Origin of the sequence: Nostoc sp. NOS(2021), assembly GCF_017115025.1 — a bacterium.
Classification (GTDB): Bacteria; Cyanobacteriota; Cyanobacteriia; order Cyanobacteriales; family Nostocaceae; genus Nostoc.
The window spans coordinates 15697-30701 of record NZ_JABXKM010000336.1; the positions used below are offsets into that span (position 1 = coordinate 15697).

The 15005-nt window shown below is 42.3% G+C and carries 14 protein-coding genes and 1 pseudogene; 11 read left to right on the top strand and 4 right to left on the bottom strand.

The window, feature by feature from the left end; translation table 11 throughout:
* Positions 1-37: 37 nt before the first annotated feature.
* From HWQ41_RS32830 to HWQ41_RS32845, 4 genes and pseudogenes are all read left to right on the top strand, one after another.
* On the top strand, positions 38-3094 hold the full coding sequence (locus HWQ41_RS32830; RefSeq protein ID WP_292772208.1) for a response regulator: 3057 nt from the start codon (positions 38-40) through the stop codon (positions 3092-3094).
* A 153-nt stretch (positions 3095-3247) separates the two neighbouring features.
* Entirely contained in the window at positions 3248-4030 is a 783-nt protein-coding gene (locus tag HWQ41_RS32835) for a DUF4058 family protein (protein ID WP_292772210.1), read from the top strand.
* Positions 4031-4079: 49 nt separating this feature from the next.
* The gene (locus HWQ41_RS32840; protein WP_292772212.1) at positions 4080-5042 is read left to right on the top strand and encodes a diguanylate cyclase; all 963 of its coding nucleotides are present in this window, start codon (positions 4080-4082) and stop codon (positions 5040-5042) included.
* Between the two features lie 135 nt (positions 5043-5177).
* Positions 5178-5315: pseudogene (locus tag HWQ41_RS32845) on the top strand (IS4 family transposase); the annotation flags it as partial.
* Positions 5316-5837: 522 nt separating this feature from the next.
* On the opposite strand, the gene apcD reads toward HWQ41_RS32845, so the two are convergent.
* Positions 5838-6323, bottom strand: coding sequence for an allophycocyanin subunit alpha-B (apcD, locus tag HWQ41_RS32850; protein WP_292772214.1), 486 nt, complete (start codon positions 6321-6323; stop codon positions 5838-5840).
* Between the two features lie 214 nt (positions 6324-6537).
* Here apcD and rlmD point away from each other — a divergent pair, with 214 nt between their 5' ends.
* Complete coding sequence (gene rlmD / locus HWQ41_RS32855) at positions 6538-7944, top strand: 23S rRNA (uracil(1939)-C(5))-methyltransferase RlmD (RefSeq protein ID WP_292772216.1); 1407 nt, start codon at positions 6538-6540, stop codon at positions 7942-7944.
* A gap of 390 nt (positions 7945-8334) precedes the next feature.
* The gene (locus HWQ41_RS32860) at positions 8335-8784 is read left to right on the top strand and encodes an anti-sigma regulatory factor (protein WP_292772218.1); all 450 of its coding nucleotides are present in this window, start codon (positions 8335-8337) and stop codon (positions 8782-8784) included.
* Between the two features lie 285 nt (positions 8785-9069).
* Here HWQ41_RS32860 and HWQ41_RS32865 read toward each other — a convergent pair whose 3' ends face one another.
* On the bottom strand, positions 9070-9207 hold the full coding sequence (locus HWQ41_RS32865; protein ID WP_292772220.1) for a hypothetical protein: 138 nt from the start codon (positions 9205-9207) through the stop codon (positions 9070-9072).
* A 124-nt stretch (positions 9208-9331) separates the two neighbouring features.
* Positions 9332-9610 (bottom strand): DUF6439 family protein, encoded by a 279-nt coding sequence (locus HWQ41_RS32870; RefSeq protein WP_292772222.1) that lies wholly within the window; start codon positions 9608-9610, stop codon positions 9332-9334.
* 118 nt (positions 9611-9728) lie between these two features.
* On the opposite strand from HWQ41_RS32870, the gene HWQ41_RS32875 reads away from it, so the two are divergent.
* From HWQ41_RS32875 to HWQ41_RS32885, 3 genes are all read left to right on the top strand, one after another.
* Positions 9729-10091: a hypothetical protein gene (locus HWQ41_RS32875; protein WP_292772234.1), complete on the top strand. Its 363-nt coding sequence runs from the start codon at positions 9729-9731 to the stop codon at positions 10089-10091.
* Between the two features lie 2 nt (positions 10092-10093).
* Positions 10094-11485, top strand: coding sequence for an asparagine--tRNA ligase (gene asnS / locus HWQ41_RS32880; protein ID WP_292772224.1), 1392 nt, complete (start codon positions 10094-10096; stop codon positions 11483-11485).
* 83 nt (positions 11486-11568) lie between these two features.
* Complete coding sequence (locus HWQ41_RS32885) at positions 11569-11709, top strand: DUF2281 domain-containing protein (protein WP_292772226.1); 141 nt, start codon at positions 11569-11571, stop codon at positions 11707-11709.
* A gap of 170 nt (positions 11710-11879) precedes the next feature.
* Here the strand turns inward: HWQ41_RS32885 and HWQ41_RS32890 are convergent, their stop codons facing one another.
* The gene (locus tag HWQ41_RS32890) at positions 11880-12686 is read right to left on the bottom strand and encodes an Rpn family recombination-promoting nuclease/putative transposase (protein WP_292772228.1); all 807 of its coding nucleotides are present in this window, start codon (positions 12684-12686) and stop codon (positions 11880-11882) included.
* Positions 12687-12815: 129 nt separating this feature from the next.
* Between HWQ41_RS32890 and HWQ41_RS32895 the strand changes: the two genes are divergently transcribed.
* On the top strand, positions 12816-13298 hold the full coding sequence (locus HWQ41_RS32895; RefSeq protein ID WP_292772230.1) for a chemotaxis protein CheW: 483 nt from the start codon (positions 12816-12818) through the stop codon (positions 13296-13298).
* Positions 13299-13319: 21 nt separating this feature from the next.
* Positions 13320-14600 (top strand): CheR family methyltransferase, encoded by a 1281-nt coding sequence (locus HWQ41_RS32900; protein WP_292772232.1) that lies wholly within the window; start codon positions 13320-13322, stop codon positions 14598-14600.
* Positions 14601-15005 lie beyond the last annotated feature (405 nt).

A 15005-nucleotide genomic window follows, 5' to 3' on the forward strand; every position in this document is an offset into this window, starting at 1 on the left:
CACAACTTTTTGATTTCCAAAACCGCCTATCTCAACTATGCAATCACCAAATCCGATCTCGTTCTCCTCACTCACCTCTGTACTGACGGCTTTAGAAGTGTACAGTGATGAATTAGTGTATGCTCCTGGTTATATTCAGCCACATGGAATGTTGCTGATGCTGCAAGAGCCACAGATCACAATCTTGCAGATTAGTGAAAATGTGGAACAGTTTTTTGGTATTTCGGCAGAAACATTGCTGGGTCAACCTTTACAAAGGTTGTTTTCCCGCCCTCAAGTGCAGCGACTTGCTGGCTATCTGGCTGAAGATAATCTGGAGTTTTGCAATCCGTTTGAGCTAAAAACGCGGCGAGTTGCTGAGACTGATTGGCAACGGGAAAGTCAGACATTCACAGGTGTGATGTACCGGATAGTAGATGGGTTGATCCTGGAACTAGAACCTGTGCGATCGCTCAAAAGCATCGATTCAATCCAGTCATATCACCGCCTGCAAGCCGTGATCGCCAATTTCCGTAATGCCACTAACCTGACGAATCTGGCTCAAAGCCTTGCCAGAGAGGTAAAAGAAATGACTGGGTTTGATCGGGTTATGATCTACCGCTTTGAGGCAGATGACAGTGGTGTAGTGATTGCGGAGGAGAAACAGAGGCATTTAGAAAGCTACCTGGGACTGCACTATTTGGCCATAGACATTGCCGCGCCAGCCCGCAAGTTGTTTTACCGCAACTGGATGCGATTCATTCCCGATATCAATTACACCCCTGTCTGCCTGATTCCCACCAACCATCCGCTGACGGATACACCCCTTGATCTGAGTAATTCTGTGTTACGAGGCGTGTACCCGTGTCACATTCAATACTTACAGAATATGGGGGTTACTGGGTCGATGACGATTTCGTTAATCAACGACAAAGGACTTTGGGGATTAATTGCCTGTCACCACTACAGCCCGAAACTAGTGGATTATGAAACTCGCAAAGCCTGTGAATTTTTAGGACAGTTTGCCTCCATCGAAGTAGTGCATCAGCAAGAACGAGAATTGAATGTTTACCGAACGCAGGTGAAAGGGATTCAGGATGAACTGCAACAGACGTTATTGCAGGAGTCCAATTTTATTGAGCAAGTGTTGATCCGAAATTCTTCTCACTTGCTGGATCTAGTTCATGCTCAAGGAGCCGCGATTTTGCTTGACGGTCATCTGACATTAGTTGGTCAAACGCCATCAGCTACCCAGGTGCAGGATCTGGTGACGTGGTTGGTGCAACACAAGGGGGAACGAGTGTTTGCTACCGATTCCCTCTCAGGTTTATATCCAGAAGCGAAGGCATTCAAAGATCAAGCTAGCGGCATCCTGGCAATTTCAATTTTATTCAACCATGTCAAAGAAAAGTCTTACCACATTATCTGGTTTCGACCGGAGCAAATCCAGACGGTGAATTGGGCAGGCAACCCCCAGGATACGGTAACAATCAACGAAATTGGAGAGATGGAATTATGTCCCCGGAAGTCCTTTGCAATGTGGAAGGAAACCGTGCGGGAAACTTCCTTGCCTTGGGAGGTGGCGGAAGTGGAAGCCGCTACTGAGATGCGAAATACGCTGATGTTGGCAGTGCTGGAGTTTTCCCAGATCGCCCTAGAAGAAGCCGCAGAACAAGCCGCGATCGCCAACCGCGCCAAAAGCCAGTTCCTCGCTAAAATGAGCCACGAACTGCGAACTCCCCTGAATGCCATTTTGGGATTTACTCAGTTGATGAACCGCAGCGAGAAGATTCCATCGGAGTTTCAAGAGGATTTAAGCATCATCAGCCGCAGTGGAGAATACTTGCTAACTCTGATCAACGATGTGTTGGAAATGTCCAAAATTGAAGCGGGTCAGTTACACCTAACAGAAAACTCTTTCGATTTGCATCACTTAATCCACTCCATCAGAGATATGGTTGCCCTCGAAGCTTTAGAGAAAGGAATTGATCTCAGAACAGAACAGCATACCAGCGTTCCTCGCTATGTGTATGGTGACGAATCAAAACTGCGCCAAATTCTGCTGAATCTGTTAAGCAATGCGATCAAATTTACGACAACAGGTAGTGTAACCCTGCGATTAAAAGCTTTGACCGGGAGAGTGGGCAGTGTCAACTCCCTGGATTCAATTTCTACCGATGATTCCAAACCAATCATCACCCTTCATCTGGAAGTTGAAGACACTGGATGTGGTATCGCTCAGTCCGATATCGAGGCTGTGTTTAAAGCCTTCACGCAAACAGAATCAGGTCGCCAGGCTAAAGGTACAGGCTTAGGCTTATCGATTAGCCGTCAGTTTGCCCGTTTAATGGGTGGTGATCTTACAGTGCGAAGCATCCTGAATCAGCAGTCAACCTTCATTTGTGAGGTTTTACTGAGTCTGGTAAGCTCAGTGGATGTCATCGCGCCGGAAACGACTGGCGCTGTTATCGGTCTGGAACCGGGACAGCCTACTTATCGGATTCTGGTGGCGGAAGACGTTAAAGAAAATCGTCTGTTGCTCTTCAGGCTATTAGAATTAGTTGGGTTTGAGGTCTGTGCAGTCGAGAATGGAAAGGAGGCGATCGCTCTCTGGTCAGAATGGCATCCCCACCTGATTTTAATGGACATTCAAATGCCCGTGATGGATGGCCACGAAACTACCCGACAAATTCGAGGGAGGGAGGGAGGTAAAGATGTGGTGATTATTGCGCTGACAGCCTACGCCTTTGAGGAAGACTACACCACCAGCATTCAAGCAGGCTGCAACGACCACATCACCAAACCATTTCTAGAAGCTGTCCTCTTTGAGCGGATTGCACACTATTTGGGAGTCCGCTACTGCTACAGCGAAGAAGCTTTACCGGGGTTAGACCAGCAAACCTTAGTTCATAAATCCCTAACCGCCAAAGACTTACAGGTAATGTCGCCAGAGTGGATTATTCAGGCACATCAAGCAGCTCTGGATCTCAACGATGGCGAACTCTATAATCTCATTGCTCAAATCCCCAAGCAGGAGCAAATTCTTGCCAATGCTCTGAAATCTCTGGTGGATAACTTCCAGTTGGAAGCGATCGGAACTCTCACCCAAACTTAGTAAAGGGGGAAAGGAATGGAAAAGAAGAGAATTGAATTGAAACTTTTGAGGATTTAAGAATGTGGCAAAAAGGGATTGAGTTACTTATTCTATTACCCAGAAACTAGCGCATTATAGAATCATCCCAATCCCCCATTTCAGGATAGTAAAACTATGAATTCTCCATTTCCCGGAATGAATCCTTATTTAGAAAATCCTGTGTTTTGGTCAGAAGTACATCATCGATTGATTACAGCGATCGCAGATACTATTGAGGAAAATATTCCCCCACAGTATCGAGTTGCAATTGAACAACGTACTTATTTAAGTGATGACTCAGATTCTGTATTAGTTGGGATACCTGATGTTTCTGTTTTTTCTCAACAAACATCACCGCAGCAATACTCATCAACTGCTACCCAAACAGCGACATCAGAAGGCATCACGGTGATGATACCGTTACCTGAACATATTACAGAAAATTACTTAGAAATTCGAGAAGTTTCTACAGGTTTTGTGGTGACATCTATCGAAGTTTTATCTCCTAAAAATAAACGCCCAGGCGAAGGTAGAAAAGCATATCAACTGAAACGCAAACAAGTTTTAGCTAGTCTTTCTCACTTAGTCGAAATTGATTTACTCAGAAGTGGAAAACCGATGTTAATTTTAGGGGAAATTCCTGTAACAGATTATCAAATTATTGTGAGCAGAAGTGAAACACGTCCTCAAGCTAAATTATACGGATTTAGCATCAGAGAAACGATTCCCAAATTTCCATTACCGTTACAGTCAGAAGATACAGAACCGATTGTAGATTTGCAATCTTTATTGCATGGTATATACAATCGTGCAAGATATTACTTAGCTATTAATTATAATTCAATACTACCCCTAAAACGAGAAGATGCTGTATGGTCTGATACCCTTTTACGCGAACAAGGGTTAAGGAGTAATTAGTAATTGGTTAAGAATTTTTCCCATTCCCCATTCATTCCCCTTTCCCCCTATGGCTAATTTACTTAAATCGCCTTCTGAAACGAATATCCTAGTCGTAGACGATACCCCCGACAATTTAAGATTGTTAGCCAAAATATTAGAGTCGGAGGGTTATATTATCCGTAAATCCCTCAACGGGAAAATGGCATTACAAGCTGCTTCTCGACATCCGCCCGATCTGATTCTGCTTGACATCAATATGCCCGAAATGAATGGCTATGAGGTTTGTCAACAGTTGAAAGCATCAAAAACAACAGATCAAATTCCGATTATTTTTATTAGTGCCCTTGACCAAATCAATGATAAATTGCAGGCATTTGAACTAGGTGGACAAGACTATATCACCAAGCCATTTCAAGAACTTGAAGTGCTAATGCGAGTCAGAAACCAGCTACTCATCAAACACCAACATCAACAACTTATTGAACAAAATCAACGCCTAGAGCATGAAATTAAGGAGCGCCTGAAGGCTGAAGCAGATGTCAGGGAGCTATCCATAACTGATGAGTTGACAGGGCTATATAATCGACGTGGTTTCTTTTGGCTGGCAAATCAGCAATTTAAAATTGCCCAACGCACACAAATGTTCTGCTGTCTTTTGTTTGTTGATTTAGATGGTTTAAAGCAGATTAATGACTCTCTAGGGCATGAAATAGGAGACAGAATGATCGTTGACACAGCCCAAATACTAAAGCAAACCTTCCGTGATTCGGATATTGTTGCCCGTCTAGGAGGAGATGAGTTTGTAATATTTGTTCCTGTCTGGCCCAGGAATACAGATGAATTTTATCCACGATTGCAAGCAAATATTGATCGCTTTAATCAAGAGCATAATTACTCGTATCAACTATCCATAAGTGTTGGTGTGACACAATGCGCCTTAAATGAAAACGTTTCACTAGAAAAATTGATAGATGAGGCTGACAAGCTAATGTATGAGCATAAACGCGCTAAACGCCTCGTAGATGATTAATTGTTCTATTGAAAGTAGAAATATTCGTGATTGTATAGCAGGGAACTCTTAATAGGGAACTCTTAACAGGGTTGAAAGTCTCTTAGTGTCAGTGTTTTCTGATTAGCTGATGTCAACCGCTACCTGGCAACTGCTATATATGGTCAGAATGGGGTTAATTTTAAGGACAATTGTTGGGAATTAGTGAGAGAATTATTAAGATTAGCTTCCAATAAGAGTAAATATTATCAACGTGGTCAGAGGACTATGAGGCTTATTCTGTCGGCATCCTAGCTCTTATTCTCGCCCCGTCAGATTTTCCACCAGATGTTTTAGTGTTTAAAAACTTAACTACTTAATCTCAGTGCATTTGCTGACACTATAGCTTGCGGTGATCTACTGAAACTCGGAGATTATTCGGGTACATGCAGTTTAGTTGTAACAATCAAGTGACGAGAATCACACGTATCTATGATTAGGATCGTCTCCCTGCGATCGCCAATTAGGCATAATTAATGATAACTGAACTCTAGCCGAGTCATTAATAGGGAACACACTTAATTGCCGACAGCCTTAATCAAGGACTGTCGGTTTTTTGTATCTATATGCCCAATGCCCAATGCCCAATGCCCAATGCCCAATGCCCATAAATTTCCCCACAATTGGTTGGTAACTTGACAGAGATTTTGCCACAGCCACTACCAAATGTGGGGAAGGTATGATCAAATTGGGGATCTTATGCCTAGCGAGTGCTAAAATCTTGAACTCACTCTAGTAGACCGGAAGTATACTCCGAGAACCAGCACACACTTTGTATTAAGACATCGCTTGAATGATGTAATCAAAGTAGGGTGCTGCTTGAGCAGCGTCTTCCGCACTCAGCAAGCTAAGAGAGGCTGTTTTGAGGGAATTGATCGCTGTTACCATTCCAGGCACGGGAACGCCCAATGAATTGTACATTTCCCGCACGCCAATCAAACCAATTTTTTCAATTGGCTCTTTGTCACCAGCAAGTACGCCATAAGTAATTAGACGTAAGTACCAGCCAAAATCACGGATACATAGAGAGCGCTGGCGTTCTCCGTAAGCATTACCTCCGGGGGAGATAAAGTCAGGACGGTTCTGCCAAAGTTGTTTGGTTGCTTCCTGAACTATCTTTTTTTCGTTTTCGGCTAAGGTAGCCGCAATCCGTGTCCGTTGTACGCCGGTTTGCAAAAAGTCTTTGATATTTTTAAGTTCGCCACTGCTGGGATAACGCAGTTCGTCGTCGGCTTTGAGAATAACTTGGCTAATTACAGTCATGATGATTGAAATCACCTGAAATATTATCTGTTAGTTTAGCGAGTCTGAGGTACACAAGTGAAGAGATAGGAGCTACTTATGTATTGAACTTATTTGTTTGGGGGAGTGGGGGAATGAGGGAGATGAGGGAGATGAGGGAGATGAGGGAGAAATAACCAATGCCCAATGCCCAATGACAAATGACAAATGACAAATGACCAATGACAAATAACTAATGACTAAAATAATTTGGCAACAGGGTGAATTAATTGAAGTGACGATCGCTAATCTGAGTGATACAGGCGATGGTGTGGGACGCGCTAATGAGCGTGTAGTGTTTGTCCCAGATACTGTACCAGGCGATCGCGCGATCGTCCGCTTAGTACATGTTAAACCCAAATACGCCCACGGGAAGCTTCAGCAGCTATTGTCACCATCCCCTCACCGGATTAGACCTAGTTGTATTGTCGCTGACAAGTGCGGTGGTTGCCAGTGGCAGCATATTGATTATAATTACCAGCTAGCAGCCAAGCAAAATCAAGTTATCCAAGCAATGGAGCGCATTGGCGGTTTTGTCCAACCACCAGTAGATCCGGTACTCGCCGCCCCTTCTGCTTTAAACTACCGTAACAAATCTACATATCCTCTAGGCATATCGGCAACAGGACAGGTACAAGCTGGATATTACCAAAAAGGTAGTCACCAATTAATTAACTTAAATCAATGTCCAGTCCAAGACGCCCGATTAAATCCTTTATTAGCCGAAGTTAAGCAGGATATTCAACAACGGGGTTGGCAAATTTACGACGAACAGCGTCACCAAGGGAAAATTCGCCATCTCGGTTTACGCATTGGCCGGCACACTGGAGAAATGTTGCTGACTTTGGTGGTGAAGGACTGGAATTTATCAGGAATTGAAACCCAAGCCCAGGAATGGTTAAAGCGCTATCCCCAGTTAGTGGGAGTGTCGCTAAATCGCAATGGCGATCGCACAAATGCTATCTTTGGATCAGAAACCCGTTGCATCGCTGGAGTCCCCCACCTGCGTGAAAATTTTGCTGGACTGGAATTTCAAGTGCGCCCAGATACATTTTTCCAAGTGTATACAGAAACAGCAGAGGCACTATTGCAGGTAATTCAATCAGAACTCAATCTTCAAGGGCATGAGTTGCTAGTTGATGCCTACTGTGGTATTGGGACTTTAACTTTACCCCTCGCCAAAAAAGTACGTATTGCTACAGGATTAGAAGTGCAACCAGCAGCAGTAGACCAAGCTATTTTGAATGCCCAGCGCAACGGAATTGATAATGTGACATTCCAGGTTGGGGCAGTAGAAAAATTGCTGCCAAAAATGGGCACAATACCAGAAGTAGTAATACTCGATCCGCCACGTAAAGGGTGCGATCGCGCCGTCATCGACACTTTACGGCAATTGAAACCATCTCGGATCGTTTACGTCAGCTGTAAAGTAGCTACCCTCGCCCGTGACCTGAAATTGCTTTGTCAAGATGGGCAATATACCATCACACGGGTGCAACCTGCTGATTTTTTTCCTCAAACTGCTCATGTTGAAGCTGCCGCCTTTCTTGTGCTATCACATTTGGACAAGGGTAGTAATTCCTTTAAAAAAACTGAAATTTGAAATTTTTAGTCTACTGCATACTAAAGATGCTAAAATTAAATTAAGCTAAAAATAGAAATTCATTTTGTTTAAAGAAATTCAAGTTGCATAGGCTCTTAAAAATGTGAAATTGGATTGTGTAAATGACAAACCGGCAATTAACTAGAGTATGCCAATACTCTATTAAATTACTAGTATCTTTTCAAGATGCTGACTTCATTATCAAACTTATTCCAGCCGCTAGATATCTAAACAATCCCAACTCATACATAAAGCCAATGCTCCCTAGCATTTTCAAAATTTAGTTTTAAAGACGCAAGTTTGAAGGCAGCATGACCACCTCAAGTTTTATCAGGGTGCCTGTAATAGCAAACTGATGTCTAGCTAACTGAAAGCTATGGGGTTTCTCTTGTGATTACTATTTCACTCCGTCCAGTTGGACGTTATTGGGGCACTATTAGTTTTGCCTCAACCCTCTATCTTTGTCCAATATTAGATTTATTGTTGGCAGAAATCCCAGCAAAGTTACAAGCAGAATTGCGGCTAGGACTTCAAGAAGCCCTAGTAAACGCCGCTAAACATGGCAACAATCTTGATCCAAGTAAAACAGTTGTAGTGCGTTTTTCCTTAATAGATAATCAATATTGGTGGATAATATCAGACCAGGGTAGCGGCTTTACTCCTTCATCTAATAGTGATGAAGAGTCAACAGACTATCTGCCACCAGATGAGGCAGAAAGTGGTCGTGGTTTATCTCTTCTCCATCAAATTTTTGATCAGGTAGAGTGGAACCGCAAAGGCACAGAATTGAGGCTTTGTAAACAAATGGAAAATCGCCGGGGATTATCTCTGCGACGATAACTTAATGAGGAGTTAGAAGTTTTAAATTCTTAACTCCTCATTTTAGGATTCAATAAAAAGTATTGTCTATTGGCGGTAACTCTGCTGAGTCATTTGTTCCTGGCTTTGGACTTGGTTTTCGTGGATTTGGAATTGGAGTAGAACCTCCAGAGATATCATCGTCTGACTCCCACGGGTCATCTTCTTGATCTAAAGGATCTAGTTGCAGTTCAAGCTTAAGATTGTTATGAGATTGGTCAATTCTCTGGCCATTGTCTTGCGCTAGAGACTCAGATAGTTCCCGAATCAGGGTTTTGATGCGCTGGCGATATGATTATGAGCAAACTGTGGATTGAAACCTCGCTCTAGCTCTTGAAGTAATCGTTCTGCTAGCAAAATCAAAGCCTCAGAACGATTACGTTTCTCTAAACCTTCTTGATCCATGTCAATTCATAACTAACTGACTTTTTCACAAGTCTGTTTAACTGTGATGCGATCGCTGTTTAAATTAATGAGTTAGAAGTTCGGAATCATCAGTTTTAAATTCTTAACTCCTCACTCCTAACTCCTAACTTTTTCCATGAGACGGACAGGGAGGCGCAGAAATAGAACGATCTAACCAACCAACAGCTTGTTCTAATCTAGCTTGAGCTTCTTGTGGCTGATTCTTTAAAAGATACACAATCGCTGCTGCCACTTGTTCATTAGCGCGGGAATTACGGTTAGACTTGAGGCGATGCCAATCGTTAGGGGAGATACTCAGCCTTTCCATGAGGGCTTGAGCTAGTTCCAGAGTACTAATTTCATTCAGTTGACTGGTTTGAGGCAGCTGGGTAGATTGAGACATAATTATGAGTCCTTCGTCTTTTGTCCTTCGTCCCTTGTCCTTCGTCCTTTGGGAAATTACCAATGACAAATGACTAATGACAATTGGTTCACATTTAATCTTAGTTTACTACTTGTACATGAAGCCGTCTAAACAATCACAACCGCCAGGGGAAAATCCCGAACCAGATTTTGAACAAGAACTCGAAGAAGTAGAGCGATCGCTCCTGTCCTTAAAAGAGCGGTATGATCAAGTGCAACGCGATCGCGAACAACAGGCACAATGGCAACAGCGTCGGGATCAACTCAAACATAATAAATCTCAGACACCAGAAATCAAAGCAGATTTACGGCAAATTCAACAGCAGTTGGAAATGCTAGAACAAAACTTAGAAAGCCAGTTATTTTCTTGGCATAGCCTCAAAAAACCTTTCTGGCAAGTCGTCCGCTTTGGTGGAATGGGCGTTATCATAGGCTGGATATTAAAGTCTTACGCTGGGTAAATATGGTAAATCGACGGATTGCAGAAATATTGCGAAGTGGTCAACCTGATGAGTCTCTCCAAGTTCAAGGCTGGGTGCGGACGAAACGCGAGTCCAAAGGGTTTGCTTTTATTGAAGTCAATGACGGCTCATCACTAGCTAATTTGCAAGTCGTCATTAATCAAGATTTGCCAGATTATGAAGCTATATTGAAAAAGCTGAATACGGGTGCTGCTGTTGAGGTGACAGGGGTATTAGTGGCTTCTCTTGGTAAAGGACAGCGAATTGAGTTGAAAGCGGAGACAGTGAAAGTTTACGGAGAAGCTGATCCCGATACATATCCCCTGCAAAAGAAACGCCATTCTTTTGAGTTTCTGCGAACCATTGGACATTTGCGATCGCGTACTAATTCCTTTGGTGCAGTTTTCCGCGTCAGAAATGCTTGTTCGACAGCAATTCACCAATTCTTCCATGAAAGAGGCTTTTTATGGGTACACACACCGATCATCACTGCTAGCGATTGCGAAGGCGCGGGTGAACTGTTTAGCGTTACCAGTTTGGATTTAAAGAATATTCCGCGCACAGAAAACCAAGCAGTAGATTACAGCCAAGACTTTTTTGCTAAACCCACATATTTAACAGTTAGCGGCCAGTTGGAAGCGGAAGTGATGGCGATGGCGTTTTCTAACGTCTACACCTTTGGCCCTACCTTCCGTGCAGAAAATTCCAACACCTCCCGCCACTTGGCAGAATTTTGGATGGTTGAGCCAGAAATGGCTTTTTGTGACTTAGAAGGCGATATGGATTTAGCTGAGGCTTTTCTCAAACACATTTTTAAATATGTGTTGGAAACTTGCCCAGAAGATATGGAATTTTTCAATGAACGGATTGATAAATCTGTGTTAGCAACAGCCGAAAATATTATTAATAATCAGTTTGAACGCTTAACTTATACAGAAGCGATCGCACTTTTAGAAAAAGCTGATGTTAAATTTGAATATCCGGTGAGTTGGGGTTTAGACTTACAATCAGAACACGAACGCTACCTAGCTGAACAACAGTTTAAAAAGCCAGTAATTGTTACAGATTATCCAGCGCAAATTAAAGCTTTTTATATGCGTTTAAACGACGATGAAAAAACCGTCCGCGCAATGGATATTCTTGCACCTAAAATTGGCGAGATTGTTGGCGGTTCCCAGCGAGAAGAACGCTTGGAAGTTCTAGAACGCCGCGTGTTAGCGCAAGGATTAAACCCAGAAGACTTGTGGTGGTATCTAGATTTGCGTCGTTATGGTACTGTTCCACACGCGGGTTTTGGGTTGGGTTTTGAACGACTCGTACAATTTATGACTGGTATGGGAAATATTCGTGATGTGATTCCTTTTCCCCGTACACCGCAAAGTGCTGAGTTTTAGTTTACATTTTCTACCTGGCAATTGGAAATAGCCAGGTCTTTGACTATTGTGGATAAAGAGAAATCCAACAGAATATATTTATCATGAGTCTACAAGACCAAACCATTGGTAAAATCCGGCAAATGCCAGAATCTTTAGTTCAGGAAGTGAGTGATTTTATAGACTTCCTATTAATGAAGCATAGCAGTAATAACTGGGAATTATGGCTTCAATTTAGTGAGTAGGTGGAAATAGTGGAATCAGATTTTTCTGACTATTTATCTAATTTAGAAGATTATGAAGAACGCTTGGCGCGTGGGGAAATTCAGTGGTAGATATCACATAAAAACTTTGAAACCCGCGATCGCGGGTTTTGCTTGTATAGTCGCGTATTTTATAAAGCGATTAGTTAAAATTAGGATTTTTGAATCTCCTCTTGTAAAACTTGAATTTGCTCAATAGATAATTCAGTAACTTGAGCAATTTGTTCTAAACTCATTCCAATTCGCAACAAATTTAAAGTCAACTTTCTTGTTGTTTCTGCTTTGCCTTTGGCTTCACCTTTGGCTTCGCCTTCTTCTAGGATTTCTTGATAAATGACTGATTCGCGCATAATCTCACTCCTTAAAATCTTGTTAATTACATCTTTTTTTAACACCAGACCTGCTAAAATTCCACTGGCAGCAGCTATATTTCTTTGTAGCTGGCGATGCCTGCGGCGGGCTACGCCTACGCTAATTGCTTCAACTGCTTTAGCTACTTGGGTTAATACCATTGTAGGATCGTTTGTTTGACTTAGCACGGCAAAGGGTAATAAACCTGGAATACTCATAAACCTGTCTGTCGGTTGTTCCCACAGGCGTATTACCTCAAACTGATGGTAAGTGTTGTTTAATCTAAAACTGTTTTCCCTGACTAATTCTGAACTTGTTTTTCTCAAATAGATTACTATTTGACGCATTTCTTTGTTAGGAAAGCGGCGATAAACCCTAACCCGATAATCTAACATCCGAAAGGGGATATCTTCATCAGCATCGGTTTGAAATTCGGTATGTAGAACTAAATCATCAGATTGCAATAAGATTAATGAATCAGCGCGAATTGGTTCGCTTGATAATTCAGTAGGGCTAAGTTCTGTTAATTTAATCGGTGAACCTAGTAACCATGTTGCTAAATCATCTTTGAAGTTTTCGGCAATGAATTTACAGATATTGTCATACATGGCAGCTTTAAAGAAATTGTATATAGTTTTTAGAATATGCGAATATGCCTGCAATAAATTTCTCATCACTATAGGATAGGCGTGTTAGCCTACAAGGAATATAAAAGGTAGCACTGGAGGTGTAAATTAATGTTAATGTTACTTCTCAACATTGGGAATGAACGATATGCGATAGAAAGCCGACAGGTTGTAGAAGTAATACCACTTGTCCTGCTCAAAACTTTGCCCCACCAGCCTGAGTATATCGCTGGTGTTTTTAACTATCGGGGACGCATTGTACCAGTAATCGATTTATGCCAGTTGATGCGTGGCAAACCCTCTTGTGAGTACCTGAGTACTAGGATTGTATTAGTCAATTATTGGGGGAGTAATAATCCAGAACTTGAGGCTTCCTATATTTTGGGTTTGATGACAGAACAAGTTGTAGAAACATTACATAAGTCTGAGCCTGAATTTGTTGATCCCAATATCCAGATAGATACAGCGCCATATTTGGGCAAGATGATTGTAGATAACCAAGGGATGATTCAGTGTCTTCGCGTTGAGTACTTATTCTCAGAAGCACAGCAAGTAAATCTCTTGCCAGAAAGCGATCGCAATACTAGATTTTAGATTGGTCTGAAGACTCAATAAATGGCACAATCTGTGATTGAAGCTTTACTAAAAAGCAGGATTGGTTTAGATACAAACTCTATTGGTGCTGATGCGATCGCAAGTGCAATTTCTCAACGCATGGCAGATTGCGGTATAACGGATATTGCTAACTACTTGGGGAAATTGCAGGCATCTACCCAAGAATGGGAAGCACTGATTGACAGCGTAATTGTTCCAGAAACTTGGTTTTTTCGAGAACCAGAGTCCTTTGCATTTCTGAAGCATTATGTATTATCTGAGTGGTTGCCAGCAAATCCACAGGGCGTACTAAGGGTTTTGAGTGTGCCGTGTGCAACAGGTGAAGAACCATATTCCATTGCGATCGCTCTATTGGAAGCAGGATTAAATCCGACAAACATTCACATCGATGCTGTTGATATTAGCAAAAAGTGCCTGCTAAAAGCCCAACGAGCAATCTACAATCAATACTCGTTTCGTGGCAATAACCGATCATTTCAAGAGCGCTATTTTCAGCCAACTGAGGCAGGATACCAGCTGTGTGAACAGGTGAGATGCATGGTGAATTTTATTAATGGCAACTTGGCAGATCCGGCTTTTCTAGCTGACAGGCCGCTTTATGATCTAGTCTTTTGCCGTAACCTGTTGATTTACTTCGATGTGACAACAAAAGATCGCACCATTCAAGTCTTAGAAAGGTTGCTAAGGCCAGAAGGCTTGTTATTTGTTGGACACGCTGAAACTTGGTTATTGTTTAAAACTGAATTTGTCTCAGTTCGTCAACATTCAGTAGTTGCTCATCGAAAGTCGAGAGTGTGCGAAAATGTTCGGAAAAGTCATCATCCCAATCTTCAAGGACAAGGCTTTACAGGCAAAAATATAGATGTTCTCAACAGGCGACAGCTACCGAAAAAAAAGCATTCCAAGTTTGCCGCACCAGAGAGGTTAAATGTTGCTCCCCAGAACCCCATATCCCCAAAAGACCTAAAGGTAAATTTGTTAGAAACAGCTAGAACTTTAGCCGATCAAGGTTCGTTGAATGAGGCGGTTAAACTATGCAACGACTATCTCAACCAAAATCAGGTGAGTACTGAAGCATATCTTTTACTCGGTCAGGTGCAGCAAGCAATGGCACTAAATGAGCGGGCGGCACAATCTTTTCAAAAAGCAATTTATTTACAACCTACTCACGAAGAGGCGCTGACTCATCTGGCATTACTCAAAGAACATCAAGGAGATGCGGATAGTGCTAATCTTCTCTGGCAACGAATTTACCGATTAACGAAGCATAGGCAGTTCTGAGGAGATCAAGTAGGAGGCAATACTGTGTAGGTTTTGCCTAAAAAATAGGGGTTCTCGTTTGTATGGAATAGACTTTGACCTCACTTCCATTCCTCTCTCCTTTTAGGAGAGAGGCTTTGAATCTTACTCCCCTTCCCTTGTAGGGAAGGGGCTGGGGGTTAGGTCTGTATTGGACTCAACTGAGAACCGCTATATTCAAAACCTACACAGTATTGGGATTCATCCACCTCAGAACTCCGTTCATCCACCTCATACCGTTTTACTTTAATAATGATACAAATACGTTGGTAGGGGCACAGAAAAAGCTCATTGGTGTCAACTTAAGCTCAAACGCTTATTCCACAAGCATTTTACCCCCCTTAATCCCCCCTTATAAAGGGGGGAAACAGGAAATTTAGTTCCCTC

Bases quoted from the DNA above. Each gene is read 5' to 3' on its own strand.
- HWQ41_RS32830 (WP_292772208.1), top strand. From the start codon at position 38: ATGCAATCACCAAATCCGATCTCGTTCTCCTCACTCACCTCTGTACTG.
- HWQ41_RS32835 (WP_292772210.1), top strand. From the start codon at position 3,248: ATGAATTCTCCATTTCCCGGAATGAATCCTTATTTAGAAAATCCTGTG.
- HWQ41_RS32840 (WP_292772212.1), top strand. From the start codon at position 4,080: ATGGCTAATTTACTTAAATCGCCTTCTGAAACGAATATCCTAGTCGTA.
- apcD (WP_292772214.1), bottom strand. From the start codon at position 6,323: ATGACTGTAATTAGCCAAGTTATTCTCAAAGCCGACGACGAACTGCGT.
- rlmD (WP_292772216.1), top strand. From the start codon at position 6,538: ATGACTAAAATAATTTGGCAACAGGGTGAATTAATTGAAGTGACGATC.
- HWQ41_RS32865 (WP_292772220.1), bottom strand. From the start codon at position 9,207: ATGGATCAAGAAGGTTTAGAGAAACGTAATCGTTCTGAGGCTTTGATT.
- HWQ41_RS32870 (WP_292772222.1), bottom strand. From the start codon at position 9,610: ATGTCTCAATCTACCCAGCTGCCTCAAACCAGTCAACTGAATGAAATT.
- HWQ41_RS32875 (WP_292772234.1), top strand. From the start codon at position 9,729: ATGAAGCCGTCTAAACAATCACAACCGCCAGGGGAAAATCCCGAACCA.
- asnS (WP_292772224.1), top strand. From the start codon at position 10,094: ATGGTAAATCGACGGATTGCAGAAATATTGCGAAGTGGTCAACCTGAT.
- HWQ41_RS32885 (WP_292772226.1), top strand. From the start codon at position 11,569: ATGAGTCTACAAGACCAAACCATTGGTAAAATCCGGCAAATGCCAGAA.
- HWQ41_RS32890 (WP_292772228.1), bottom strand. From the start codon at position 12,686: ATGTATGACAATATCTGTAAATTCATTGCCGAAAACTTCAAAGATGAT.
- HWQ41_RS32895 (WP_292772230.1), top strand. From the start codon at position 12,816: ATGTTAATGTTACTTCTCAACATTGGGAATGAACGATATGCGATAGAA.
- HWQ41_RS32900 (WP_292772232.1), top strand. From the start codon at position 13,320: ATGGCACAATCTGTGATTGAAGCTTTACTAAAAAGCAGGATTGGTTTA.